The 22130-nt window shown below is 74.3% G+C and carries 24 protein-coding genes; 11 read left to right on the forward strand and 13 right to left on the reverse strand.

What is annotated here, in order from left to right:
* Positions 1–4: 4 nt before the first annotated feature.
* Entirely contained in the window at positions 5–1696 is a 1692-nt protein-coding gene (locus tag D4B81_RS19180; RefSeq protein ID WP_202613673.1) for an NAD(P)/FAD-dependent oxidoreductase, read from the reverse strand.
* Between the two features lie 95 nt (positions 1697–1791).
* Positions 1792–2784: a phosphotransferase family protein gene (locus tag D4B81_RS12125; RefSeq protein WP_161965144.1), complete on the reverse strand. Its 993-nt coding sequence runs from the start codon at positions 2782–2784 to the stop codon at positions 1792–1794.
* A 27-nt stretch (positions 2785–2811) separates the two neighbouring features.
* Between D4B81_RS12125 and D4B81_RS12130 the strand changes: the two genes are divergently transcribed.
* Positions 2812–3504 (forward strand): HD domain-containing protein, encoded by a 693-nt coding sequence (locus tag D4B81_RS12130; RefSeq protein ID WP_161965145.1) that lies wholly within the window; start codon positions 2812–2814, stop codon positions 3502–3504.
* Positions 3501–4217, forward strand: a complete 717-nt coding sequence (locus D4B81_RS12135) for a DNA alkylation repair protein (protein ID WP_122262868.1) — start codon at positions 3501–3503, stop codon at positions 4215–4217. The genes D4B81_RS12130 and D4B81_RS12135 overlap by 4 nt, the downstream gene beginning before the upstream one ends.
* A gap of 15 nt (positions 4218–4232) precedes the next feature.
* Here D4B81_RS12135 and D4B81_RS12140 read toward each other — a convergent pair whose 3' ends face one another.
* The 3 genes from D4B81_RS12140 to D4B81_RS12150 are packed head-to-tail and all read right to left on the reverse strand — an operon-like array spanning position 4233 to position 6174.
* Positions 4233–4994, reverse strand: coding sequence for a hypothetical protein (locus D4B81_RS12140; RefSeq protein ID WP_122262869.1), 762 nt, complete (start codon positions 4992–4994; stop codon positions 4233–4235).
* Positions 4995–5053: 59 nt separating this feature from the next.
* A complete protein-coding gene (locus tag D4B81_RS12145) occupies positions 5054–5836 on the reverse strand; it encodes a DUF4031 domain-containing protein (RefSeq protein WP_122262870.1) in 783 nt (260 codons plus the stop codon).
* A complete protein-coding gene (locus D4B81_RS12150; protein ID WP_122262871.1) occupies positions 5833–6174 on the reverse strand; it encodes a YnfA family protein in 342 nt (113 codons plus the stop codon). Before D4B81_RS12150 ends, D4B81_RS12145 begins: the two co-directional genes overlap by 4 nt.
* A 38-nt stretch (positions 6175–6212) precedes the next feature.
* Here D4B81_RS12150 and D4B81_RS18160 point away from each other — a divergent pair, with 38 nt between their 5' ends.
* Complete coding sequence (locus D4B81_RS18160; RefSeq protein ID WP_161965146.1) at positions 6213–6593, forward strand: hypothetical protein; 381 nt, start codon at positions 6213–6215, stop codon at positions 6591–6593.
* Between the two features lie 293 nt (positions 6594–6886).
* On the opposite strand, the gene D4B81_RS12160 is transcribed toward D4B81_RS18160, so the two are convergent.
* From D4B81_RS12160 to D4B81_RS12170, 3 genes are all read right to left on the reverse strand, one after another.
* Positions 6887–7720: an MBL fold metallo-hydrolase gene (locus D4B81_RS12160; RefSeq protein ID WP_122262873.1), complete on the reverse strand. Its 834-nt coding sequence runs from the start codon at positions 7718–7720 to the stop codon at positions 6887–6889.
* Positions 7721–7787: 67 nt separating this feature from the next.
* Entirely contained in the window at positions 7788–9455 is a 1668-nt protein-coding gene (locus tag D4B81_RS12165; RefSeq protein WP_122262874.1) for a formate--tetrahydrofolate ligase, read from the reverse strand.
* A gap of 70 nt (positions 9456–9525) precedes the next feature.
* Positions 9526–9813, reverse strand: coding sequence for a DUF3263 domain-containing protein (locus D4B81_RS12170; RefSeq protein ID WP_122262875.1), 288 nt, complete (start codon positions 9811–9813; stop codon positions 9526–9528).
* 145 nt (positions 9814–9958) lie between these two features.
* Here D4B81_RS12170 and D4B81_RS12175 point away from each other — a divergent pair, with 145 nt between their 5' ends.
* Complete coding sequence (locus D4B81_RS12175; RefSeq protein ID WP_202613674.1) at positions 9959–10636, forward strand: uracil-DNA glycosylase; 678 nt, start codon at positions 9959–9961, stop codon at positions 10634–10636.
* Positions 10636–11493, forward strand: a complete 858-nt coding sequence (locus D4B81_RS12180) for an SGNH/GDSL hydrolase family protein (RefSeq protein ID WP_122262877.1) — start codon at positions 10636–10638, stop codon at positions 11491–11493. Before D4B81_RS12175 ends, D4B81_RS12180 begins: the two co-directional genes overlap by 1 nt.
* A 94-nt stretch (positions 11494–11587) precedes the next feature.
* Here the strand turns inward: D4B81_RS12180 and D4B81_RS12185 are convergent, their stop codons facing one another.
* Positions 11588–12949 (reverse strand): LVIVD repeat-containing protein, encoded by a 1362-nt coding sequence (locus D4B81_RS12185; RefSeq protein ID WP_237565969.1) that lies wholly within the window; start codon positions 12947–12949, stop codon positions 11588–11590.
* 233 nt (positions 12950–13182) lie between these two features.
* Here D4B81_RS12185 and D4B81_RS12190 point away from each other — a divergent pair, with 233 nt between their 5' ends.
* On the forward strand, positions 13183–13890 hold the full coding sequence (locus D4B81_RS12190; protein ID WP_161965147.1) for a DUF305 domain-containing protein: 708 nt from the start codon (positions 13183–13185) through the stop codon (positions 13888–13890).
* Between the two features lie 69 nt (positions 13891–13959).
* The gene (locus tag D4B81_RS12195) at positions 13960–14652 is read left to right on the forward strand and encodes an HpcH/HpaI aldolase family protein (protein ID WP_122262880.1); all 693 of its coding nucleotides are present in this window, start codon (positions 13960–13962) and stop codon (positions 14650–14652) included.
* Here D4B81_RS12195 and D4B81_RS12200 read toward each other — a convergent pair.
* On the reverse strand, positions 14639–15778 hold the full coding sequence (locus D4B81_RS12200; RefSeq protein WP_161965148.1) for a putative sulfate/molybdate transporter: 1140 nt from the start codon (positions 15776–15778) through the stop codon (positions 14639–14641). The genes D4B81_RS12195 and D4B81_RS12200 overlap by 14 nt on opposite strands.
* Positions 15779–15939: 161 nt before the next feature.
* On the opposite strand from D4B81_RS12200, the gene D4B81_RS12205 reads away from it, so the two are divergent.
* The 3 genes from D4B81_RS12205 to D4B81_RS12215 all read left to right on the forward strand — a co-directional run bounded on the left by D4B81_RS12205 (position 15940) and on the right by D4B81_RS12215 (position 19194).
* Complete coding sequence (locus tag D4B81_RS12205) at positions 15940–17100, forward strand: hypothetical protein (RefSeq protein WP_122262882.1); 1161 nt, start codon at positions 15940–15942, stop codon at positions 17098–17100.
* 99 nt (positions 17101–17199) lie between these two features.
* On the forward strand, positions 17200–18348 hold the full coding sequence (locus D4B81_RS12210; RefSeq protein WP_122262883.1) for an acyl-CoA dehydrogenase family protein: 1149 nt from the start codon (positions 17200–17202) through the stop codon (positions 18346–18348).
* A 66-nt stretch (positions 18349–18414) separates the two neighbouring features.
* Positions 18415–19194, forward strand: coding sequence for an SDR family NAD(P)-dependent oxidoreductase (locus D4B81_RS12215; RefSeq protein ID WP_122262884.1), 780 nt, complete (start codon positions 18415–18417; stop codon positions 19192–19194).
* Between the two features lie 18 nt (positions 19195–19212).
* On the opposite strand, the gene D4B81_RS12220 is transcribed toward D4B81_RS12215, so the two are convergent.
* Genes D4B81_RS12220 through D4B81_RS12230 form a run of 3 tightly spaced genes read right to left on the reverse strand, consistent with a single transcriptional unit; the run spans position 19213 to position 21674 of the window.
* Positions 19213–19632 carry a PH domain-containing protein gene (locus D4B81_RS12220; RefSeq protein WP_122262885.1) on the reverse strand — a complete coding sequence of 140 codons (420 nt, stop codon included), beginning with the start codon at positions 19630–19632 and terminating at the stop codon, positions 19213–19215.
* 28 nt (positions 19633–19660) lie between these two features.
* On the reverse strand, positions 19661–20851 hold the full coding sequence (locus tag D4B81_RS12225; protein WP_122262886.1) for an MFS transporter: 1191 nt from the start codon (positions 20849–20851) through the stop codon (positions 19661–19663).
* Positions 20852–20906: 55 nt separating this feature from the next.
* Positions 20907–21674, reverse strand: coding sequence for an META domain-containing protein (locus D4B81_RS12230; protein ID WP_122262887.1), 768 nt, complete (start codon positions 21672–21674; stop codon positions 20907–20909).
* 89 nt (positions 21675–21763) lie between these two features.
* Here D4B81_RS12230 and D4B81_RS12235 point away from each other — a divergent pair, with 89 nt between their 5' ends.
* Positions 21764–22057 carry a hypothetical protein gene (locus D4B81_RS12235; RefSeq protein WP_122262888.1) on the forward strand — a complete coding sequence of 98 codons (294 nt, stop codon included), beginning with the start codon at positions 21764–21766 and terminating at the stop codon, positions 22055–22057.
* Positions 22058–22130 lie beyond the last annotated feature (73 nt).

Consider the following 22130-nt stretch of genomic DNA (forward strand, 5'->3'; position numbering starts at 1 on the left):
ACCCTCACCCGTGCGGCGTGGCGAGGTGCTGGTGCACCTCGGAGACGACGACGGAGCCCTCGCCGACGGCGGAGGCGACCCGCTTGACCGAGCCGCTGCGCAGGTCCCCGACGGCGAACAGGCCGGGCACCGACGTCTCGTGGGGGTGCACGGCCAGGTCGGACGGGTCGTGCGCGGCGTCGGTGCCGGTGAGGACGAAGCCGCGCTCGTCGCGGCGGACCTTCTCGGGCAGCCAGTCGGTGCGCGGCTCCGCCCCGATCATGACGAAGAGCCCGTCGGCCTCGACCTCCTGCGTGGCGCCGGAGCCCCGGTCGGTGAGGGTGAGCCGCTCCAGCCGGCCCTGGCCCGAGGCGTCGGTGACGTCCGAGGACAGGTGCACGGTGATGGCCGGCTCGCCGGCGATGGCCTCGACGAGGTAGGCCGACATGGTGTCCTCGAGCCGGGGCCCACGGACGACGAGGTGGACCTGGCGGCAGTAGCGGGCCAGCTGCAGCACGGCCTGCCCGGCCGAGTTGCCGCCACCGGTGACCGCGGCCGAGAGGCCGGTGAGGGAGTGCGCGGCGGACACGCTGGCGCCGTAGTAGACCCCCTGGCCGGTGAGCGCCTCCACCGAGGGCACGCCGAGGCGCCGGTAGGCCACGCCGCAGGCGAGGATGACCGCGCGCGCCCGCACCTCGCCCTGGTCCGAGACCCGCGCGACGAAGCCGCCGTCCCGCGCGTCGACCGACTCCACGGAGCGGGTGAGGACGAAGCGGGCCCCGAACATCCAGGCCTGCTGGTAGCCCCGCTGGGCCAGCTCGGAGCCGCTCAGCCCGCGGGAGAACCCGAGGTAGTTGCGGATGAGGGAGCTGGTGCCGGCCTGGCCGCCGATCGCGGATCGTTCCACGACGAGGGTGCTGAGCCCCTCGGACGCCGCGTAGACGGCGGCGGCGATGCCGGAGGGTCCCGCGCCCACGACGAGCACGTCGACCTCCCGCTGGTCGTCGGCGACGGTCGTCGGGATGCCCCAGGTGGCGAGGACCTGCTCGTCGGTGGGGTCGACCAGCACCGTGCCGCCGAGGGCGGGGAACCACACGACGACCTCCCCCTCCCGTTCGGGACGGGCGGCCTCCAGGACCCGGCGCCCCTGCTCGGCGGCCCGGTCGCGGAAGGCGTAGGGGATGCGGTTGCGCTGCAGCAGGTCGCTGACCTCGAAGCCACGGCCCGAGTGCCGGTCGGCGACCACGACGACCTCGCGGCGGGTGCGGGGGTCGGTGCGCGACCAGTCCTGGACGATCTCGGCGACGGTGCGGTGGAACAGCTCGTCGGCCTCGGTCCAGGGCCGCAGGACGTAGGTGTGCAGGTCGCCGATGCCGGTGCCGCGCAGGATCGTGGACGCCACCCCGGGGTCGGACCACGCGCCCCAGTCGATGAGCAGGCACCGGCGGGCCTCCGGATGGCGCGTCCTGGCCAGCGCGAGCAGCTCGTCCCGGTCCGCCTCCGGCAGGTCGTCGCCCACGAGGACCAGGGCCACCGGCTCGTCCCGCACGTCCGCCCCCTCGAGGACCCGCCCCGCGTCCTCCCCCGTCAGCTCGCCGCGGACCCGGTGCGTGGCCCCGAAGGCGCGGGACAGCTCCGTCTCCGTCCGCCCGAGCTTGTGCGCGTCCCCGTCGACGACGAGAAGGAGTGGCCGGACGCCCCATTCCGTGGTGCCCATGGGCACATGCTAGGCCCCGGCTGCCGTGGCGTCAGCCCTTTTCCGGCGCGCCGCAGACGCGGAGGTGGCGGCCACCGGCGGGCAGGCGCGCCACCTCAGGTCAACCAGGCGCTCAGGCCCGCGGTCAGCAGGTCCGCCGTGCGGGTGTAGCGCCCGGCCTCCGGCCCGCCCCAGGAGGCCACCCGGCGCAGGTGCGGGGTGACGAAGTACGTCTCGTGCACGAGCCACCCGGCCCGCCGCAGGAGCAGCTGCTCGACGTCGGCGGGACTCCCGAGGTCGGCCCGGGCCGCGGCATACGCCTCGACCTGGCGGCGCACCCGGTCGTCGTCGAGGTCGGCGTACCAGGGGTCGGCGTGCACCCGCCCGCCGGCGTAGGCCAGGTCGCGCGCCGGGTCGCCGGCACCGGCCCACTCCCAGTCGATGAGCCGCGGCACGTCCCCGTCGACGACGACGTTGGTCAGGCAGGCGTCACCGTGGATGAGGGTCGTCCCGGTCGCCGGGGCAGCCGCCTGCACCCTCGTCTGGTGGGCCAGCACGGCGGGCCACAGCGGCTCGAGGGCGGCGCCGTGCTCCGGCTCGTGCTCGCGCCACCAGTCGCGCGAGTCGGTGGCCGCCTCGACGAGGTCGTGGTCGCCGGTGAGGTCCAGCCCGTCGGTGCGGGCCAGCACGTGCAGACGCGCGAGCTGACCGGCGAGGGCCGCGAGGAGGCCGTCGGTCCAGTCCCGGGGGGTCAGCACGTGCCCGGGCACGAGCGTGGTCACGAGGTAGGCCGTGGGGTCGGCCGCCGTGGGCTCGTGCACCGCGACCGGCCGGGCCCCGACCCCGTCGGGGAGCCGGTCCAGCAGCTCGTGCTCGTCGGGGAGGGACGTGGGCAGCTCCACCGGCGGCCGGTGCGGCACCCGGACCGCCAGCTCCGCGTCGCCGCGACGGGCCCGCCACGCCGTGGAGGACTCGCCCCGGCCCAGCAGGGTCACCTCCGTGTCCGTCCCGGAGCGGTCCTCGGCCCCCGTCGGCCACCACCCGGGGTGCGCGTCGACGAGGGCGGCCACCTCCTCCGGGCCCAGCTGCGGCGGCGTCGGGGCGCTCATCCCGCCGATGATGCCAGAGTGGGGGCCGTGCCCCCCACCCTCGCGGACGACGCCCTCGCGGAGCCGCTCCTCGACCGCTGGCTCGACGACGCCGAGCTGGTCGCGCCGCGGGCCGGCCGCGACCGCTGGCTGCGCGAGGGCTCGCTGCTGCTGCGCGGCTGGGGCGAGCCGCACCGGCGCTACCACACGGTCGAGCACCTCCACGAGGTCCTCGCGGCGCTGGACGAGCTGCGGTCGGCCGGGCACCTCGACGAGGGCCAGGCGCTGGTGGCGCGTCTCGTCGGCTGGTACCACGACCTGCACCACGACCCGCGCGCCGCCGCCGGCAGCAACGAGCAGCGCAGCGCGACGATGGCGCGCGACCACCTCCACCAGCTGGGGGTCGACGACCGGGTCGTGGACGTGGTCGAGGCCGGGGTGCTGATGACCGCCGCGCACGAGGTCGACCCGGCCGGACGGCATACCCGGGTCCTGGAGGGGGTCCACGACGCCGACCTGTGGATCCTCTCCTCCGCCGCCGACCGCTACGCCGCCTACCGCGCGCAGGTGCGGGCGGAGTACGCCGTCGTCCCGGAGGACCTCTTCCGCGCCGGCCGGACCACGGTCCTGGAGCGCTTCGCGGACCGGGCGCGGATCTACCGGACCGCGCACGCCCACGCGCGCTGGACCGCGCGGGCGCGCACCAACCTCGCCGCCGAGCTCGCGGACCTCCGGTCGTGACCGGCAGTCCCGGGTATGACGTGGCGCTGGTCGCCGGGGTCCGTGCGGCTCTCGCGTCGGCCGGGGACCCGGTCCGCGCCGTCGGGCAGCAGCGCTACATGCGCTCGACGCTGCCCTTCCACGGGGTGACCCTGCCCGAGGTCCGGCGGCTCGTGGCGGACCAGCTGCGCCGCCACCCGCCCGCCGACCGCGCGACCTGGGAGGCGACGGTGCGCGAGCTGTGGGACGGCGCGACGCACCGGGAGGAGCGCTACGCCGCGGTCGCCGTCGCCCGGGACCGCGTCGCCGCGCGCTGGCGGGACCCGGAGCTGCTCGGGCTCTGCCGCCACCTCGTCGTCACGGGGGCCTGGTGGGACCTCGTCGACGAGACGGCGGGGCACCTCGTCGGCCCGGTCCTGCTCGCCCACCGGGCCGAGGTGACGCCGGTGGTCGACGCGTGGGCGACCGGTGAGGACCTGTGGCTGCGGCGGACGGCGATCCTGAGCCAGCTGGGGCACGGGGCCGCCACCGACACGGCGCTGCTGGAGAGGTGCGTCGTCGCCAACCTCGAGGGGTCGCCCTTCGGTGGGGAGTTCTTCGTCCGCAAGGCGATCGGCTGGGCGCTGCGCCAGCACGCGCGCACGGACCCCGCCTGGGTCCTGGACCTGGTGCGGCGGCACGGCGCGCGGATGAGCAGGCTGACCGTGCGCGAGGCGACGAAGCACGTGCGGTGACGTCGGGCGGCGGGGTCAGCTCCCGGCGGTCGGCTCCAGGACGACGGTGGGGCCGGCCGGTCGGTAGCGGACGCCGGTCATCGCCCCGGCCAGCACGATGACGACCCCCCACATCTCCAGCAGCTCCTCGACGTGGTAGATCGCCACCCAGGTGAAGCCGACCTCGAGGTAGGGGTCGACGGCGGCGTGCAGGATCTCGAACCCGACCGCGCCGAGGAAGAACACCCCCAGCCCCTGCAGCACCAGTCGCCGGGACAGCGCCGGGAGCCCGCGCGCGGCGAGCACGGCGGCCACGAGGACGGCGATCCCCAGGGGTATGCCGACCCCCAACCAGGCGTAGCCGTCGCCGAACGGGTGGTCGGGGGCGACGAGGGTGGTGAGCCGGCGGGCGCGGTCGTGGATCAGCGTCGCCTCGTCGGCGGAGAACGCCAGGTGGAGCAGGGCGAAGAAGGCCCACGCCGCTCCGGTCCCCCGGCCGGCCTGCCGGTGGACGAGCGCCACGACGGTGAGGACGCCCGCGGCCACCAGGTGCAGCGACGACGACCACCAGGTGGGGACGTTGCCCTCACGGCCCACGTCGAGGAAGTCCCGCAGCCAGTGGTCGTAGTCGTCGTAGGGCAGGCCCAGAGCGGGTGGGAGGGCCAGGCTGAGGAGCACGAGGAGCAGGCTGAGGACGGCCAGCGTCCAGGCCACCCGGCGCCACGGCAGCCCCCGGGAGGCGGTCCGGCCCCGGGACCGGGCCGAGTCCGGGGCGTCGTCGCCTGCTGCTCGAAGCATTCCTCAACCGTAACCACACCCGGTGAGAGGGCCATGAGAACGCGCCGACGCCGGGCCGATCAGTGCCTCTCCCACCACCAGTGCACGAGCGGCCACCACGGCTGCGGCCCCGACAGCTCCTGCGCGCGGGAGCGGGTGAACCAGGCCGCCTCGAGCACGTCGTCGAGGTCGGGCCGCAGCGGCACCGCGTCCGTCACGACCGCGGCGAAGACCTGCAGGTGGTTGACGCCGGGGTCGAACGGGCGGGCGTCGACGCCCGCGGGGACGGTGATCCGCTCGTAGCCCACGGGCCGCAGCGCGCCCGGGTCCAGCACCAGGCCGGTCTCCTCGGCCACCTCCCGGACCGCACCCTCGCGCACGCTCTCCCCCGGGTCGCGCTTGCCGCCGGGCGGGTACCACCCCTCGCGGGTGGCGTTGCGGACCATCGCCATCAGCGGGTCGCGCCGGGTGCCGGCGACGCGTACGAGGACCACGGCCGCCCCCGCGGTGCGCCGCTCGTGGGGCGAGGCCACCACGTCGAGCACGTGCGGCACGGGGGTCACCGCCCGCAGACCGTTCTGGACCCGCGCCAGCGGTCGCTCACCGCGTCGTTTCGGGAAGCGCAGGCCGCTGTCGCGGAGGATCCGCGCGAGCTGCGTGGCACCCACCGGCACGGCCCCGCCCGCCAGCAGCTCGGCATACCTCTCCTGGGGGGCGTCGTAGTGGTCCCCCTCGAAGGAGCGCTCGGGCAGGCCGACCCGGCGCGCGAAGGCGTGCAGCTCCTCGAGCGAGGTGTCGCTGACCACGTGCGACCACAACCGCCCGTGGGCGGGCCACATCGGCGGGTCGACGAGGACCGTCACCCGACGCCCCGGGGGGCGTACATGATCACGCAGACGCCGACCAGGCACAGGAGCGCCCCGCCCACGTCGTAGCGGTCCGGGCGGAAACCGTCGAGGGCCATCCCCCAGAGCAGCGACCCGACGATGAAGACGCCGCCGTAGGCCGCGAGCACCCGGCCGAAGTGGGGATCGGGCTGGAACGCGGCGACGACACCGTAGAGGCCGAGGCTGACCACCCCGAGCCCCACGAGGACCCAGCTGCCCTGCACCCGCTCGCGCACCCCCTGCCAGACCAGCCACGCACCGCCGATCTCCAGCAGCGCGGCCAGGGCGAAGAGCGCGATCGAGCGGCCGGTCATGAGGTCCGAGACTAGCTGCCCGAGGAGGTGCTTCTGCGGTGCTCGCGGGCGGAGCCCCCGAGGGTCTGCCCGCCGCAGGCGAGTCGGGGGTGCTCGCGGGCGGAGCCCCCGAGGGTCTGCCCGCCGCAGGCGAGTCGGGGGTGCTCGGGGGCGGAGCCCCCGAGGGTCTGCCCGCCGCAGGCGAGTCGGGGGTGCTCGGGGGCGGAGCCCCCGAGGGTCTGCCCGCCGCAGGCGAGTCGGGGGTGCTCGGGGGCGGAGCCCCCGAGGGTCTGCCCGCCGCAGGCGAGTCGGGGGTGCTCGGACGGCCCACTCCTGTCCACGCCGACCCGCCCGTGCGCTCGGCGTCGCCGCGGACGGGCACATTCGCGCAGATGGCCGCATCGCCGCAGGACGCCCTCCGATGTGCCCGTTCCCCGTAACAGCGAGGAGGGCGCGTGGCCCGCTCCTGTCCCCGCCGACCCCCCGGTGCGCGACGGCCCACTCCTGTCCACGCCGACCCGCCCGTGCGCTCGGCGTTGCCGCGGACGGGCACATTCGCGCAGATGGCCGCAAAGCCGCAGGACGGGGTCGGATGTGCCCGTTCGGCGGAACAGCCGGAGGCGCGTGAGTCGGCCGGGGATGCCGTCAGCCGCGCGGGTCGGTCGGGGTATGCCGTCAGCCGCGCTCGAGGACGCTGACGGCGGGGGACGAGGACGGAGCGGGGGGTATGCCGTCAGGTGCGCAGCTCGAGGACGCGCACGGCGGCGTCGCGCAGGGTCTGGTCGGCCAGGCCCAGGCCCCGGCAGCCGCTCACCAGGCCCTCGACACCGAGGGCGCCGTCGTCCAGGACCTCGCCCATCCGCTCGGCGAGACGCTCGATGACGACGGCCTGCTCCTCGACGAAGGCGCGGTCCACCACCTGCCCGTGCCCGGGCACCCACACGTCCACGCCGTCGAGCGCGTCGGCGGCCAGGAGCTCGCGCAGGGTCGGCCCCCACTCGTGCGGGAACGCGTCCTCCATGTGGGGGTCGGCCCCCTCCTCGACGAGGTCGCCGGCGAAGACCACCCCGGCGTCCGGCACCCCGACGACGAGGTCGTGGTCGGTGTGACCCCGGCCGCGGTGGAGCAGCTGCACGTCGCGCCCGCCCAGGTCGATCCCGGTGTCCTCCTCGACGAGGTAGAACGGCAGGACGATCTCGGTGGCCTCGATGTCCCGGGCGATCTCCTCCCGGTCGGTGCGGCGCATGTGCGCGACGATCTGCTCGCGCTGGAGCTCTCCGGTGCGCATCAGGTCCTCGACGCACCCGGTGTGGGCGTAGATCTGGGAGTCCCGGAACGCGCTGTTGCCGAAGCAGTGGTCGTAGTGCGCGTGGGTGTTGACCACGACCAGCTCGCGGTCGGTGACCTCGCGCGCGGCGGCGAGCAGCTCCATACCGTGCTGGTGGTAGCTGCGCGTGTCGACGACGAGCGCGCGCTCCTCCCCGACGACCAGCCCGCAGTTGAGGTTCAGCTCCTCGTGCCGTCGGACGTGGACCCCCGGGCCGATCTCCTGCCAGGTCAGCTCCATGCCCGGCAGTCTACGGTCGGCCCGCGGGGTCGACCGCCGCGACGACCGCCGCGACGACCGACCGACGTCAGGACAGGCCGGTGATCGTGCCGTCCCCGGCGATGTCCATCCCGACGGCCGCCGGCACCTTCGGCAGCCCCGGCATCCGCATGATGTCGCCGGTCAGGGCCACCACGAAACCGGCCCCGGCGTTGACCACCAGCTCGCGGACCGTGATGCGGAAACCGCGCGGCGCGCCGAGGAGGGCGGGGTCGTCGGAGAAGGAGTACTGGGTCTTGGCCATGCAGACCGGCAGGGCACCGTGACCCTGCGCCTCGAGCTGGGCCAGCTGGGTCCGCGCCGGACCGGTGAGGTCAACGCCGTCGGCCCGGTAGACGCGCGTGGCGATCCGCTCGATCTTCTCGAGCACGCCGTCCTGCGGTCCGTAGAGCGGCGTGAAGGTGCTGTCCTGCTCGCACAGCTCGACGACCTTGCGCGCCAGCGACTCCCCGCCCTCCCCGCCCCGGGTGAAGACCTCGGACAGCTCCACGTCGACCCCCAGCTCCGCGCACCGCCGCCGCACCAGGTCCAGCTCGGCGTCGGTGTCCGTCGGGAAGCGGTTGAGCGCGACCACCGCGGGCACGCCGAAGAGGGCGAGGTTCTCCAGGTGCTGCTCGAGGTTGACGACGCCGCGGCCCAGCGCGTCGAGGTCCTCCTCGGCCAGCTCCTTGCGGTCCCTGCCCCCGTTGAGCTTGAGCGCCCGCACGGTGGCGACGAGGACGACCGCCGACGGCGTCAGCCCACCGGCGGAGCAGACGATGTCGAAGAACTTCTCCGCGCCGAGGTCGGCACCGAACCCGGCCTCGGTGACGACGTAGTCGGCGAGCTTGAGCGCGGTCCGGGTGGCCAGGATCGAGTTGTTGCCGTGCGCGATGTTGGCGAACGGGCCACCGTGGATGATCGCCGGGGTGTTCTCCAGGGTCTGCACCAGGTTGGGGCGCACGGCGTCCTTCATCAGCAGCGCCATGGCTCCGGGGGCCCCGAGGTCGGCGGCCGTGACCGGTCGTCTGTCGTAGGTCTGGGCGACGACGATCCGGCCGAAGCGCTCCTTGAGGTCCTCCAGGCCGGTCGCCAGGCACAGGGCGGCCATGATCTCGCTGGCCACCGTGATCTCGAAGCCGGACTCCCGCACGACGCCGTCGCCGACCTTGCCCAGCCCGATGACGACGTTGCGCAGCGCCCGGTCGTTCATGTCCAGCACGCGGGGCCAGGTGACGCGCTTGGGGTTGATACCCAGGGGGTTGCCCTGGTGGAGGCTGTTGTCGAGGAGCGCGGCGAGCAGGTTGTGCGCCGAGGTGATCGCGTGGAAGTCACCGGTGAAGTGCAGGTTGATGTCCTCCATCGGCACCACCTGGGCGTGGCCACCGCCGGCCGCCCCGCCCTTCATGCCGAAGGACGGTCCCAGAGAGGGCTCGCGCAGGGTGGTGATCGCGCGGTGGCCGAGGCGGTTGAGCGCCATCGAGAGGCCGACGTTCGTCGTGGTCTTGCCCTCGCCGGCCGCGGTCGGGTTGATGGCGGTGCACAGGACCAGCCGGCCGTCCGGGCGGTCCGCCAGCCGGTCGAGCACGGACAGGGAGATCTTGGCCTTGTCGTGACCGTAGGGGGAGCACTCCGCCTCGCTCAGACCCAGCCCGGCGGCGATCTCACCGATCGGCCGGAGCGTGGCTCCCTGGGCGATCTCGATGTCTGACTTCACGTCGGGCGGCCTCCTTGCGCACCGGACGGACCCTCCGCGGCCCGCGTAGGCCGAACGCTACTACCCGGTGTCAGAGCTCGATGCCGAGGCGGCGCGCGGACCTGCTCCGCTGGCGCCGGGCACGCTGTCGACGCAGCCGCTTGATGAGCATCGGGTCGTGCGCCAGCGCGTCCTCGTTGTCGATGAGCTGGTTGAGGATCTGGTAGTAGCGGGTGGGGCTGAGGTCGAACAGGTCCTTGACCGCCTGCTCCTTGGACCCGGCGTACTTCCACCACTGGTGCTCGAAGTCGAGGATCTCCCGGTCCCGATCGGTCAGGGAGGACGCCCCGGTGGCGTGCTGCACCTGCGCTGCGCCCATGAAACAGCTCTCTCTCGACCTCGACGATGCCCGTACCGCTGGTGAGTCTACGACATGGAGTTGCACCGTTGTCATTCCTCACCGGTGTGGCGCGGCAGGGCGGCCCAGCCTCGCCGCCGGCGCGGGCACGACATACCCTCGTCCCGTGCCTGCCCCCGCCCCGCTGAGCGCGCTCGTGCACCCGTCCTGGGCGCGCGCGCTGGAGCCCGCCGCGGGCACCGTGGCACGCCTCGGGGAGTTCCTGCGGGCGGAGGCGGCCTCCGGTCGGGGCTACCTGCCGGCCGGTGAGCACGTGCTGCGCGTCTTCGAGCGGCCGCTGGAGGAGGTGCGGGTGCTGATCGTCGGCCAGGACCCCTACCCGACCCCCGGGCACGCCGTCGGCCTGAGCTTCTCGGTCGCCCCGGAGGTGCGGCCGGTGCCGCGGAGCCTGCAGAACATCTACGCCGAGCTCCACGCGGACCTCGGCCACCCCGTCCCGACGTCGGGCGACCTCACCCCGTGGGCGGAGCGGGGCGTCATGCTGCTCAACCGGGTCCTCACCGTCCGCCCGGGCACGCCCGCGAGCCACCGGGGCCTGGGCTGGGAGGAGGTCACCGACCTCGCCATCGACACGCTCGTGCGGCGCGGCGGACCCCTCGTCGCGATCCTCTGGGGGCGCGACGCCCGAAGCCTGGCGGGGCGGCTGGGTGACGTGCCCCGCGTCGAGAGCGCCCACCCCTCCCCCCTGTCCGCCCGCAACGGCTTCCTCGGCAGCCGTCCGTTCAGCCGCGCCGACGCGCTGCTCGTCCGCCAGGGGGCGGACCCGATCGACTGGAGGCTCTGATGGACGGACCCCCCACCGGGCCGCGCGCGCCGCGCCCGGCACCGCGGGGATGGACGAGGTATGCCGCGGTCGGCGACTCGTTCACGGAGGGGATGAGCGACCCCGACCCGGCGGCCCCGGGGGCCTACGTCGGGTGGGCCGACCGCCTCGCCAGCCTCCTGGCCCCGCACGCCGAGGAGGAGTTCTCCTACGCCAACCTCGCGGTGCGGGGGCGCAAGCTGGTCGACGTCGCCGGTCCGCAGCTCGAGGCGGCGCTGGAGCTGCGACCCGACCTCGTGAGCATCGTCGGCGGCGGCAACGATTTGCTCCGTCCGCGGGCCGACGTCGACGCGCTGGCGGTGCAGCTCGAGGAGGCGGTGGCGCGGGTCCGGGCCAGCGGGGCCGACGTGCTCATGGCCACGCCCACCGACCCCGCCGGCGCGCCGGTCATCTCCCGCACCCGCGGCCGGGTCGGGGTCTACATCGCCCACATCTGGTCGATCGCCGACCGGCACGGGTGCTTCGTCCTCAACCAGTGGGCGCTCGACTTCCTCAAGGACTGGCGCATGTGGGCCGAGGACCGGATCCACATGACGCCGGAGGGCCACCGGCGGGTTGCCCTGGCGGCCTACGCCGCCCTGGGCCACGACCCGCAGGACGCCGACTGGCACGTCCCCCTGCCGCCGCAGGCCCCCGCCGGCACCCTGGAGACGATCCGCGGCAACGCCCAGTGGGTCCGCGCCTACGGCGCACCGTGGGTGCAGCGCCGGCTCACCGGCCGCAGCTCCGGTGACGACGTGACGCCCAAGCGTCCCGACCTCGCACCCGTGCGGCCCAGCGCACCGCCGACGCAGGGCACGCGGCCGATCGACCCGTGACCCTCCCGACCGATCCGTGACGCGGCGGAGCCCGGCACCACCCCTGGGGAGGTGCCGGGCTCCGGCGGTCAGGCGGTCAGGACGGTGCGTCCGGTCAGCCCTTCTTCTTGGCCAGACCCGGTGCGTCCTGGTAGGACGGCTGGGTCTGGGCGTTGAACTCCTTGTACTTCGCGCCGTTGGCGCTGGCGATCCTCGAGTCCTTCATCTGCAGGACGTCGAAGCCCTGCTGGATGTCGCTGGAGTAGATGTGGCCGTTGTACCAGCCCGAGGACCAGGAGCCGCCGAGGATGAGGCGCTCCGCCGAGAGCGGGCCACGGTCGAACCAGGCCAGCTCGGTCGGGTTCTTGGAGTCGGTGAAGTCGAACACCGAGATGCCGCCCTGGTACCACGACTGGACCATGATGTCCTTGCCCTTGACCGGGATCAGGGTGCCGTTGTGCGCGACGCAGTTCTCGGTGTCCGTGTTCTCGCGGGGGATCTTGTAGTAGCTGGCGAACTCCAGCTGGCCGTCCACGATGTCGTAGATGCCGTTGGCACCCTGGTTGTCCCGGTAGGCGGGACGGCAGATGGCCCCGCCGCCGCCGCCGAGCTCGTCGGTGAAGACGACCTTGGTTCCGTCGTTGTTGAACGTGGCCGAGTGCCAGAAGGCGAAGTTGGCCTCGTCGCGGACCCGCTCGGTCACGACCGGCTCGCGCGGGTCGGAGATGTCCATCAGGATGCCGTCGCCCATGCAGGCGCCGGCGGCGATGTCGAGCTCGGGGTAGACCGTGATGTCGTGGCAGCCGGAGGTGTTGGTGTAGCCACCGTCCGGGAAGAGGACCGGCACGTCGATGACTGCGGCCTCCGTCGGGTTGTCGAGCGGCACGTCGATGATGCTGATCGCGTCGTGCGGCGGTTTGCAGTAGTAGTTGTTGACGCTGGGGCTGTAGGACGAGACGTAGATGAGGACGCTGTCCCCGTCCGGCACCAGGGTGTGGGTGTGCGAGCCGCACGCGGTCTGGACCGACTTGATGTACTGCGGGTTGTTGATGTCGGAGATGTCCCAGATCTTCATGCCCTCCCACATCGTGGGGTTGCTGGCCTGGCCGGCGGTGCTGTCGCAGGAGTCGTCGCTGCGGACCGAGTCGGTCGAGAGGAAGAGCAGGTCGCCGTGAACCGTGATGTCGTTCTGCGAGCCCGGGCACACGACCGTGTTGACCAGCTTCGGCTTCTTGGGGTTCTTGATGTCGTAGATCGAGAAACCGTTGTAGTTGCCGACGAAGGCGTGGTTGCCCTGGAAGGCGAAGTCGGAGTTGTAGGCACCCTGGGCGGCGAACGCCTCGGGCTTGGGCAGGTTGGCGATGAGGCTGAGGTTGTCGGTGCTGGCTGACTCGCCCGGCTCGAGGATCTCGTCCATGGCCGCCGCCGCGAGGGGGGCCGACGGCGCGCTGACGGCCGCGCTGGGCAGGGAAGCCACGCCGACGGACATGCCGACGGCGAGGACGCCGGTCGCCGCCGTAGCGGCGAATCTCCTGAATGATGGTCGCAAGGGGACATCCCTTCGTGTGGGGCACTGCGGTGAAAACGGGGCCTTCTCAACGTAGTGTGGGATGTGACGCGCGCGACACCTTCGGACGTAAAAGTGTTGCAAGGGTTTGGACAAGAAGTCGTCAGGAAATGGTCAAGGAATGGTCAAGCGGGAGGTCCTGGATGTCGATGATCACGGGTGCACGGAAGCGGTGCGGCGTCGGGCTGACTGCCCTCGCGCTGACGCTGACGGGCTGCAGCAGCGCTGAGCCCGAGGCTGCGGTCGACCGGGGCGTCGAACCCACGACCGAGACCTTCACCGCCGACGCGCGGGTGATCATCCCGGGTCGGCCCGGCGAGGAGCCCACCGTCCTGGAGCCCGGCGAGACCGGTGAGGTCCTCGGGGGCGGCTTCACCGAGGCCGAAGCGCGGTTCGTGGAGCAGATGATCCCCCACCATGCCCAGGCCCTGGAGATGGCCGAGCTGGCGCAGGAGCGCGCCGAGGACGAGCAGCTCAAGGTCTTCGCCGAGCGGATCGCCATCTCCCAGGGACCGGAGATCGACGTCATGACGACCTGGCTCACCGACCGCGGGCTTCCCGTTCCCGAGGTCGAGCCGACCTCGGAGCACGGGCCCCACAGCACCCACGCTGGCATGCCCGGCATGGTCACCCCGGAGCAGATGGTGATCCTCGAGAAGGCGCGCGGTGTCGAGTTCGAGCGCACGTTCCTGACCTACATGATCGCCCACCACCAGGGCGCGATCGAGATGGCCCAGCCCGTCCTGGGCGGCGCGCTGGACCCCCGCGCCGAGGAGATGGCCAACGACGTCAGCAGCAAGCAGGCCATCGAGATCGAGCGCATGCAGGAGATGCTCGACGCGCGTTCCTGAGACCGACGCGTCGGCGCCTGCCGGGCGTCCCGCCGCGAGCTCCCCCACCGACCCCGCCGAGGAGACGTCTTGACCCCAGCGACCACCCCGTTCCGCTCCCCGCACGGCCTGTGGCTGACCCTCCTCGGCGCCGACGCGCTCGAGGCGGTGCCCTTCGAGGGCGTCGGCTGGGTGGGCGTCGACCTGCAGCACGGACGCCTGGAGGTGGCCGACCTGGCCGGGATCCTGCGGGTGAGCCCCGTCCCCGTGCTGGCCCGCACGGCCTCCCAGGACGCCGCTCACCTCGCGCGCGTGCTGGACACCGGTGTGGCGGGGGTCATCGTCCCCGGGGTCGGGTCGGGCCAGGAGGCCGCCGCCCTGGTGTCGGCCGTGCGCTTCCCGCCGGAGGGGCGGCGCAGCAGCGGCCTGTCCCGCAGCGCCCTCGTCGGCGGCCCGTCGCACCCACTCCTGCTGCCCATGGTCGAGACGCGCGGCGGGCTGGAGGCGGTGGCCGACATCGTCGGCTGCGACGGGGTCGACGGCGTGTTCGTCGGCCCCTACGACCTGTCGCTCTCCCTCGGCCGCCCGTCCGTCGTCGACGAGGAGGTCGTCGCGGCGATCCACCACGTCGCTGCGACCGCCCGGCGGCAGGGCGTCCTCGTCGGCGCCTTCTCCGCCGACCGGAACCTCGACGGCCGGCTGCCGGGGCTCGACCTGCTGGGGGTGGACACGGACGTCGGCGCGATCCGCCTCGGGATGGCGCAGCTCTTCAGCGCGAGCTGAGCTCGGCCGCCCGGCGCGCACGCAGCCGGGGGGCCCAGGCCAGGACGAGCCCGACGAGCAGGCCGAGGCCGAGCTGGCCGGCGAGCCCGAGAAGGCCCACGACGAGGACGGTCGTCCAGTCCCAGACGCCACGCACGTCGCGCAGCAGGAGGACGTGGACGACGCCGGCCACCGCCAGCAGCCCCGCGAGGACCGGCAGCGGGAACGCGACCAGGAGCCCTGCGAGAGCCGACCCCAGCACCACCGCCAGCGCGACCAGGACGACGCCCATCACCACCGGGGCGGCCCCGGTCCGGGCCCCGAAGGCGCGGTGCGCGCTCATCCCGCCGGCCCCGTGGCACACGGGCATGCCGCCGACCGCGCCGACGACGAGGTTGGTCAGACCGAGCGAGGTCGCGAGCCTGCCGGGCGTCACCCGGCGCGCGGCCCCGCCGAAGTAGTCCCGGGCTACGTCGGCCGTCGCGAGGCAGGAGTTGGCGAAGGTCAGCGGCAGCTGCGGGAGGACCAGCACGGTGAACGCCAGGCCGAAGGTGGCGGCGTCCAGGCTGGGGACGCGCAACGCGGACGGGCCGAGGCTCAGCTGCGGGCCGTGCCAGGCGATCGCGGCCACGGCGAGCGCCACCAGGCCGAGGGTGACCAGCCGCTGCCGCCAGAGGCCGGCGGCCAGCGCGACGAGCAGGGCGCCGCCGAGCAGCCACCACGACGGTCGCGCCGCGTCGGTGAACGCCTCCGGCGGGGAGCTGGTCAGCCCCCACGCGACCCTGAGGAACAACAGCCCGACGGAGAGCTGGACGCCGCGGATGACCGGCTGCGGCACCCACCGCGCAGCACGGTCGAGCAGCCCGGTCGCACCGAGCCCGACGAAGATCGCGCCCATGAGCAGGGCGCCGGCGGCGATGACGTCCGACCCGAGGCCCTGCGCGATCGCGATGGCCCCGAAGGCCTTGAGCGGCTGCACCGGGACCGGGACCCGGTAGACCAGACCGGAGACCACGTAGAGGATGCCGGCGGGCAGCAGCACCGCGGTCGCGGAGAGACCGTTGACCACGATGAGGGCGACGGCGATCGGCACGAGCACCCCGAGATCCCCGAAGGCGCCCGCGACCTCCCGCCAGCTCCACCGCATACCCCGCATCCTCGCACCGCCTCCCGTGCCGTCCGCCCACCCGCGGAGGCCCCACCGTGACGCACATCACACCGAGACGGTCCAACGGTCGGCCCATGGTGCGGCGTCATGACTGCCAGAGGGGTCGCGCAGGGCGACCCCGCACCCGGAGGACTCCCGCCATGCACACCCACCCCAGATCCCTGGCCCTGACGATCACCCTGACCGCGGCCCTCCTTCTCACCGGTTGCGGCGAGCAGTCCCCCGACGTGGGCGCGCCGGCGCCGGCCACGCCGACCGGGACCACGGACCCCGCGCCGACGAGCGAGCCCCCGACGAGCACGCCGACGGAGAGGCAGGCCCCGACCACCCCGGCGGAGCCCGAGGAGACCGACGACGGCTCCCTCGCGATCGCCGACGAGCCGGCGTGGACCGCGGCGGGGCACCTCGTCGGCGCCTACGGCGACGTCGCGGTCGTCCACGACGGGGAGCCCGGCAGCAGCGAGGGCCTGCTCACCGCCCTGGGCGCCGACGGCTCGGTGGCCTGGGAGCGGGAGCTCTCCGCGCCCGAGGAGCTGGCCGGAGCCACCGACCTGACGGTCGTCGTCCTGCCGGGCCACCACACGCTGCGGCTCGCCTGGACGGGCACCCTCGACGGGGGCCTGACCCTGGCCGCCGGCGCCGTCGTCGACCCCACGACCGGTGAGGACGTCGCCATCGGCGCCCTGGAGGTGCCCGCCGGCTACGTCGTCTCCGAGCCGGTCAGCGGCGACCAGCTGTGGCTCGCGCACCCCACCGACGTCGCCTCCGTCCTGACCATCGCCGAGGACGGCACGATGATGGTCGACGACGGCGCCGACGGCTACGACCTTCCGGTCGACTCGCTGGCCGTCATGCACGACCTCCTCGTCGACACGGTGGACGACGTGGTCCGGGTCCTCACCCCGGACGGCCCGGTCGGCGAGAGCGTCGACTGCTACTCCGGCGGAGGTGAGCGGCCGGGCGTCGACCCGGTGCCGCCCCGGTCGCCGAACCGCGACCTGATCTGGCTGGGCATGGCGGTCGTCGACCTCGGCGCAGCGGAGGTGACCTGCGTCGAGCCGCAGCCGGACGCTCCAGACGGCTTCACCGCCCTCGCCGACGACGGCACCCTCGCGGGCCCGGTGGTCGGGGACGAGGTCCCGACGGCGGACTGCGCCTGGTGCGGGCTGGGGGGCGTCGCCCTGCTCCGCGACGGCGAGCTCACGGTGGGCGGCCCGGTGGAGGCCCGGCCCGAGGGGTTCCTCGGCGACCTGCTGCTGATGAGCACGGAGGCGGGCGTCGCGGCATACCCGCTCGGCTGACCGCCCCGCCCGACGGCCCGTGCACCTCCCCCGGTGCACGGGCCGTCTCCGCGCGGCCGGTTAGCGGCTGACGCGACGTCGGGGGCTATCGTGCGCCGCATGGTGCAACGCGTGCTCCCCAGCGACGAGGCCGAGGACCTGCTCACGCTCGTCCGTGAGATCGCCGACGAGCAGCTCCTCCCCCGCGTCGACGAGGCCGAGGCGCAGGCGCGCTTCCCCCGCGACGTCTTCACGATGCTGGGCCAGGCGGGGCTGCTGTCGCTGCCCTACCCGGAGGACCAGGGGGGAGGCGGTCAGCCCTACGAGGTCTACCTGCAGGTCGTCGAGGAGATCGCCCGCGCCTGGATGTCGGTCGCCGTCGGCGTCTCGGTGCACTCCCTCACCTGCTTCCCGCTCGCGACCCAGGGCACGCCCGAGCAGCAGGAGCGCTGGCTGACCGGGATGCTCTCCGGCGACCAGCTCGGCGCCTACTGCCTCTCCGAGCCGCAGGCCGGCTCCGACGTCGCGGCGATCCGCACCCGCGCCGTGCGCGAGGGCGACGCCTACGTCGTCACCGGGACCAAGGCGTGGATCAGCCACGCCGGCCACGCCGACTTCTACACGCTCTTCGCCCGCACCTCCGACGACGGCGGGCGCGGGCTCTCCTGCTTCCACGTCCCCGCCGACACCGAGGGCCTGGCCTTCGGCGAGCCCGAGCGCAAGATGGGCATGCGCGCAGCCACCGTGCGCGAGGTCCTCCTCGAGGGGGTCCGCCTCGGCGAGGAGAACCGCGTCGGCGCGGAGGGGCAGGGTATGCCGATCGCGCTCGGCGCCCTCGACGCCGGCCGGCTGGGCATCGCCGCGGCCGCCACGGGTCTGGCCGAGCGCGCGCTGGAGGTGGCCAGCCGCTACGCGACCGAGCGCGAGCAGTTCGGCCGGCCGATCGCCGACAACCAGGGGTTGGCCTTCCTCATCGCCGACATGGCCGCCGCGGTCGGCTCCGCCCGGGCCACCTACCTGCACGCGGCCCGCCTCAAGGACGCCGGCAAGCCGCACACGCGGGAGGCCTCGATCGCCAAGCTGGTCGCGACCGACGCCGCCATGCGGGTCACGACCGACGCCGTCCAGGTGCTGGGCGGCTACGGCTACACGACCGACTTCCCGGTCGAGCGCTTCATGCGCGAGGCCAAGGTGACCCAGATCTTCGAGGGCACCAACCAGATCCAGCGGCTGGTCATCTCCCGCCAGGTGCTCGCGCAGCACGCCTGAGCCCCGACCGTCCAGCCGACCGCCGCGGCCCCGCGGAGCCGGCCCACGTCATACCCGGAGGACACCATGCAGATCACCGACACCACCGTCGCGCTCGTCACCGGCGGCGCGTCCGGCCTTGGCGAGACGACCGCCCGGCGGCTGCTCGCCGACGGGGCGCGGGTCGTGCTCGTCGACCTGCCCGGCGGCCGCGGAGAGGAGGTCGCCGCGGCGCTCGGGGAGCGCGCGACGTTCGTGGGCGCGGACGTCCGCGACGAGGAGCAGGTCGCGGCGGCGGTCGCGCGGGCCGCGGAGCTCGGCGAGCTGCGGGTCGTCGTCTGCTGCGCGGGCGTCGCGACGCCGGGACGGGTGCTGTCCCGGCGGGGCGTGCTGCCCCTCGAGACGTTCCGCACGGTCGTGGAGATCAACCTCGTCGGCACCTTCAACGTGCTGCGCCTGGCCGCCGAGCAGATGGCCGGGAACGAGCCGGTGCCCGACGAGCGGGGCCTCGGTGACCGCGGCGTCATCGTCACGACCGCCTCCGTCGCGGCCTTCGACGGGCAGGTCGGGCAGGCGGCGTACGCCTCCTCCAAGGCCGGTGTCGCCGGGCTCACCCTGACCTGCGCACGCGACCTGGCGGACAAGGCGATCCGGGTGATGTGCATCGCGCCGGGGGTCTTCGAGACACCGATGATGGCCGGGATGCCGGACGGTGTGAAGGAGTCGCTCGAGGCGCTGGTCCCCCACCCCGCGCGCCTCGGACGCCCCGAGGAGTATGCCGCCCTCGTCGCCCACATCGTCGAGAACCCGCTGCTCAACGGCGAGGTGGTGCGCCTCGACGGCGCGCTCCGCATGCCCCCCCGCTGACCGACCGGCGCCCGTGCGTCATACCCCGGAGTGCCAGCGGCGCAGCCGCTCCAGCTCACCGGGCGGCACGCCGAGCAGGGTGACGGTCCGGCCGTCGCGCAGCACGGCCTGCAGCCGCCACGGGGCCTGCGGAGGCTCGCCGCGCAGGTCGAGGATGTCCTCCCGGGTGAGGCGCCGCGGCCGGCGGCCCTCGACGACGGTGATCGCGTCGGCCTCCAGCCGGGTGCCGCTGCGCTCGAACCGGCTGGCCCACACCAGGAAGATCCCGAGGGCGAGCCAGGCCAGGATGAGCGCCAGCGCCGGGGCGCGCCAGGGCCGGACGAGCACGAGCGCGGCCACGGCGGACCCGGCGAGGAGCAGCCCGATCCCGGCGCGCAGGGCGGGGACCCAGCGCGGCTGCATGAGCCACTGGTCCTCCTGCGGCGCCGGGGTCGTCACCGCACCAGCGTAGGGCCGACCACCGCCCTCACGGGCCGGTGACGGACGCACCCTCGCGGGCCGGCGCGGGACGCACCCAGCGCAGCGAGACGACGACGGCCGCGACACCGGCGACCACCGGCAGGACCATGCCCGCGCGCAGCCCCGCCCCGTCGGCGATGACGCCGTAGAGCGGCGACGTGAGGAGGAAACCGGTCCGCATGAGCCAGGTGACGAGCGCGATGCCCGTCCCGAAAGGAAGCCCCGGGATCTCGTGCGCCGCAGCGAAGGCCGCCGGCACGAGGGTCGCGCAGCCCAGGCCCAGCAGCACGAAGCCGAGGAGGCCGACCGCCACCCCCGGCGCCACCATGACCACGAGCGCGCCGAGCGCGATGAGCACCCCGCCGCCGGCGGCCGTCGGCCCCCGGCCGAACCGGTCGCTCAGCGGGTCGCCGAGGAGCCGCCCGACGAACTGCGCGGCGAACGCCGTGACGTAGGCCAGACCGGCCACGCCGGGCTCGGCCCCCAGGGCGTCGCGGGTGTAGAGCGCCGCCCAGGAGTTGCCGATCTCCTCCACCAGGGTGCCGCAGACCGCCAGCAGCGCCACGGGCGCGACGAGCAGGAGGCCCCGGCGGCGGCGCACCAGGACGTGACCCTCCCTCTCGGTGGCCGCCTCGTCGGCACCGGGGAGCCGGGTGAGCCACCAGGCCAGGAGGGCCACCCCCGACCAGCCGATCCCGCTGACGACCATGACGGTGCCGACATCGAGACCGACGCCGGCCGTCCACGCGCCGACCAGCCCGCCGACGACCGCCCCGAGGCTCCAGATCGCGTGCAGCGAGTTGATGATGGAGCGGCCGGAGACGCGCTCCACCCGCAGCCCGTGGACGTTCTGACCGGAGTCGAGGATCGGGTCGACCGCGCCGGCGAGCAGGAGCCCGAGGAAGAGCAGCCAGACCCAGGGGCTCGACGCCGCCACCGCCAGCATCGCGGCGAGCACCACCGTCCCCGCCGTCGCCACCTGCATCGCGCCGAACCGCCGGACGAGCCGCCCGGAGAACGCGGCGGTGAGGATGGAGCCGAGGGCGAAGGCGACGACGAGCAGCCCGTAGGCGGAGTTGGACAGCCCGAAGCCGTCCTTGATCTGGGGGTAGTGCGGCAGGAGGGTGCCCATGAGGGCGCCGTTGGTGAGGAACTGGAGGGAGATCCCCAGGCGGGCGCGGGCGGGACTGGCTGGCACGTGGGTCAACGGTATGACGTCGGCGCGCCACGAGCAAAGGGCGCCCCCGCGGGGGTCAGCCGGCCCGCAGCCCCAGGCCCAGGTCCCCGGCGGTGAGCGTCAGCCGGTCGGCTGTGATCTCGACCCCGAGCTCGCCCGCCTCGAGCACGGCCAGGACGGCCCGCTCGAGCTCGCCGCGGTCACCGGGGCAGGCCATCCGGGTCAGCGCCAGGGCGCTGACGGTCAGCGTGCCCTCGCCCTGCGCCCAGCTGCCCCGGCCCCGGTTGCAGCCGGCCATCACCTGGGCGGAGCCGTCCTCGGCGAGGGTGAGCGAGGCCTCCGCGCCGCCGGGCGCGCTCGAGACGGTCTCGCCCGTGATCAGCGAGTCGACCAGCCAGGTGGTCCCCACGAGAGGTCGGTCGGGGTCGGCGAGCTCCCGGTCCAGCAGGGTGAGGACGGTGCTGGCGGTCGTCAGGGTCAGGGTGTCCCCGTCGACGGCCAGCGCCGGCTCCGCGGTCAGCAGGTCGGCCAGCCAGGCGTCCTGCGACATCAGCTCCTCCGGGCACCCCATCTCGGTCATCGCCATCGGCTCGACGACGAGGGTGCCGTCGACGAGCCGGTACGCCCCGCTCATCGAGTTGCACCCGGCGCTCGCCGACACCCGGCCGTCGACGAACGACACCTGGACCCGGGACCCCGGGACCAGCTCGCGGGTCCCCCCGTCCTCGGTCACGCCGGTGCTGAGGTAGGTGCGCCCCTCGACCGAGGGACCGCCGGGACCTGCCCCGGCGCCGCACGCGGTGACGAGCAGGCCGACCAGCGCCACGACGACGAGGATCCTCATGCGAGTCCGACGTCCGGCCCGGGCCGGCGGTTCCCGGCGCGGACACGGTTGAGCCTGCCGGACCCCACCTCCCCTGGGAGGATCGGACCATGACCTCACCCGGTGGCCCGTGGCCCGACGACGCCCCCCGTCCGCGCCCCGACGCCGTTCCCGGCTCGGAGCCCGCCAACCCCTGGGCCCAGGAGCAGGAGGCTCAGCGCGGCGAGGACGGGTGGGTGGCCAGCGGCGGGGGCCTCGGCCCCATCCCGGCGCGTACGTGGAGCCGCGGCGGCACGCGGGTGACCGTGGGCGGGTGCTGCCTGCCGTTGCCGATCGGCTGCCTCACCACGCTGGTCGCGGGTGCCGCGGTCGCCGTCTCCCTGGCCCGTCGCGGCCGGCGCTGAGCACGACCCGGCTCCCGGGATCGCCGCCGTGCAGGTCCCCTTGCCCGGCGAGGTCCAGCCGGCCCGCTGACGT

Source organism: Ornithinimicrobium cerasi (assembly GCF_003702705.1).
GTDB lineage: Bacteria > Actinomycetota > Actinomycetes > Actinomycetales > Dermatophilaceae > Ornithinicoccus > Ornithinicoccus cerasi.

Excerpts from the sequence above, each read along its gene's own strand:
- D4B81_RS19180 (WP_202613673.1), bottom strand. The coding sequence starts at position 1,696 with ATGGGCACCACGGAATGGGGCGTCCGGCCACTCCTTCTCGTCGTCGAC.
- D4B81_RS12125 (WP_161965144.1), bottom strand. The coding sequence starts at position 2,784 with ATGAGCGCCCCGACGCCGCCGCAGCTGGGCCCGGAGGAGGTGGCCGCC.
- D4B81_RS12140 (WP_122262869.1), bottom strand. The coding sequence starts at position 4,994 with ATGCTTCGAGCAGCAGGCGACGACGCCCCGGACTCGGCCCGGTCCCGG.
- D4B81_RS12150 (WP_122262871.1), bottom strand. The coding sequence starts at position 6,174 with ATGACCGGCCGCTCGATCGCGCTCTTCGCCCTGGCCGCGCTGCTGGAG.
- D4B81_RS12160 (WP_122262873.1), bottom strand. The coding sequence starts at position 7,720 with ATGGAGCTGACCTGGCAGGAGATCGGCCCGGGGGTCCACGTCCGACGG.
- D4B81_RS12170 (WP_122262875.1), bottom strand. The coding sequence starts at position 9,813 with ATGGGCGCAGCGCAGGTGCAGCACGCCACCGGGGCGTCCTCCCTGACC.
- D4B81_RS12180 (WP_122262877.1), top strand. The coding sequence starts at position 10,636 with ATGGACGGACCCCCCACCGGGCCGCGCGCGCCGCGCCCGGCACCGCGG.
- D4B81_RS12190 (WP_161965147.1), top strand. The coding sequence starts at position 13,183 with ATGTCGATGATCACGGGTGCACGGAAGCGGTGCGGCGTCGGGCTGACT.
- D4B81_RS12200 (WP_161965148.1), bottom strand. The coding sequence starts at position 15,778 with ATGCGGTGGAGCTGGCGGGAGGTCGCGGGCGCCTTCGGGGATCTCGGG.
- D4B81_RS12205 (WP_122262882.1), top strand. The coding sequence starts at position 15,940 with ATGCACACCCACCCCAGATCCCTGGCCCTGACGATCACCCTGACCGCG.
- D4B81_RS12210 (WP_122262883.1), top strand. The coding sequence starts at position 17,200 with ATGGTGCAACGCGTGCTCCCCAGCGACGAGGCCGAGGACCTGCTCACG.
- D4B81_RS12215 (WP_122262884.1), top strand. The coding sequence starts at position 18,415 with ATGCAGATCACCGACACCACCGTCGCGCTCGTCACCGGCGGCGCGTCC.
- D4B81_RS12230 (WP_122262887.1), bottom strand. The coding sequence starts at position 21,674 with ATGAGGATCCTCGTCGTCGTGGCGCTGGTCGGCCTGCTCGTCACCGCG.
- D4B81_RS12235 (WP_122262888.1), top strand. The coding sequence starts at position 21,764 with ATGACCTCACCCGGTGGCCCGTGGCCCGACGACGCCCCCCGTCCGCGC.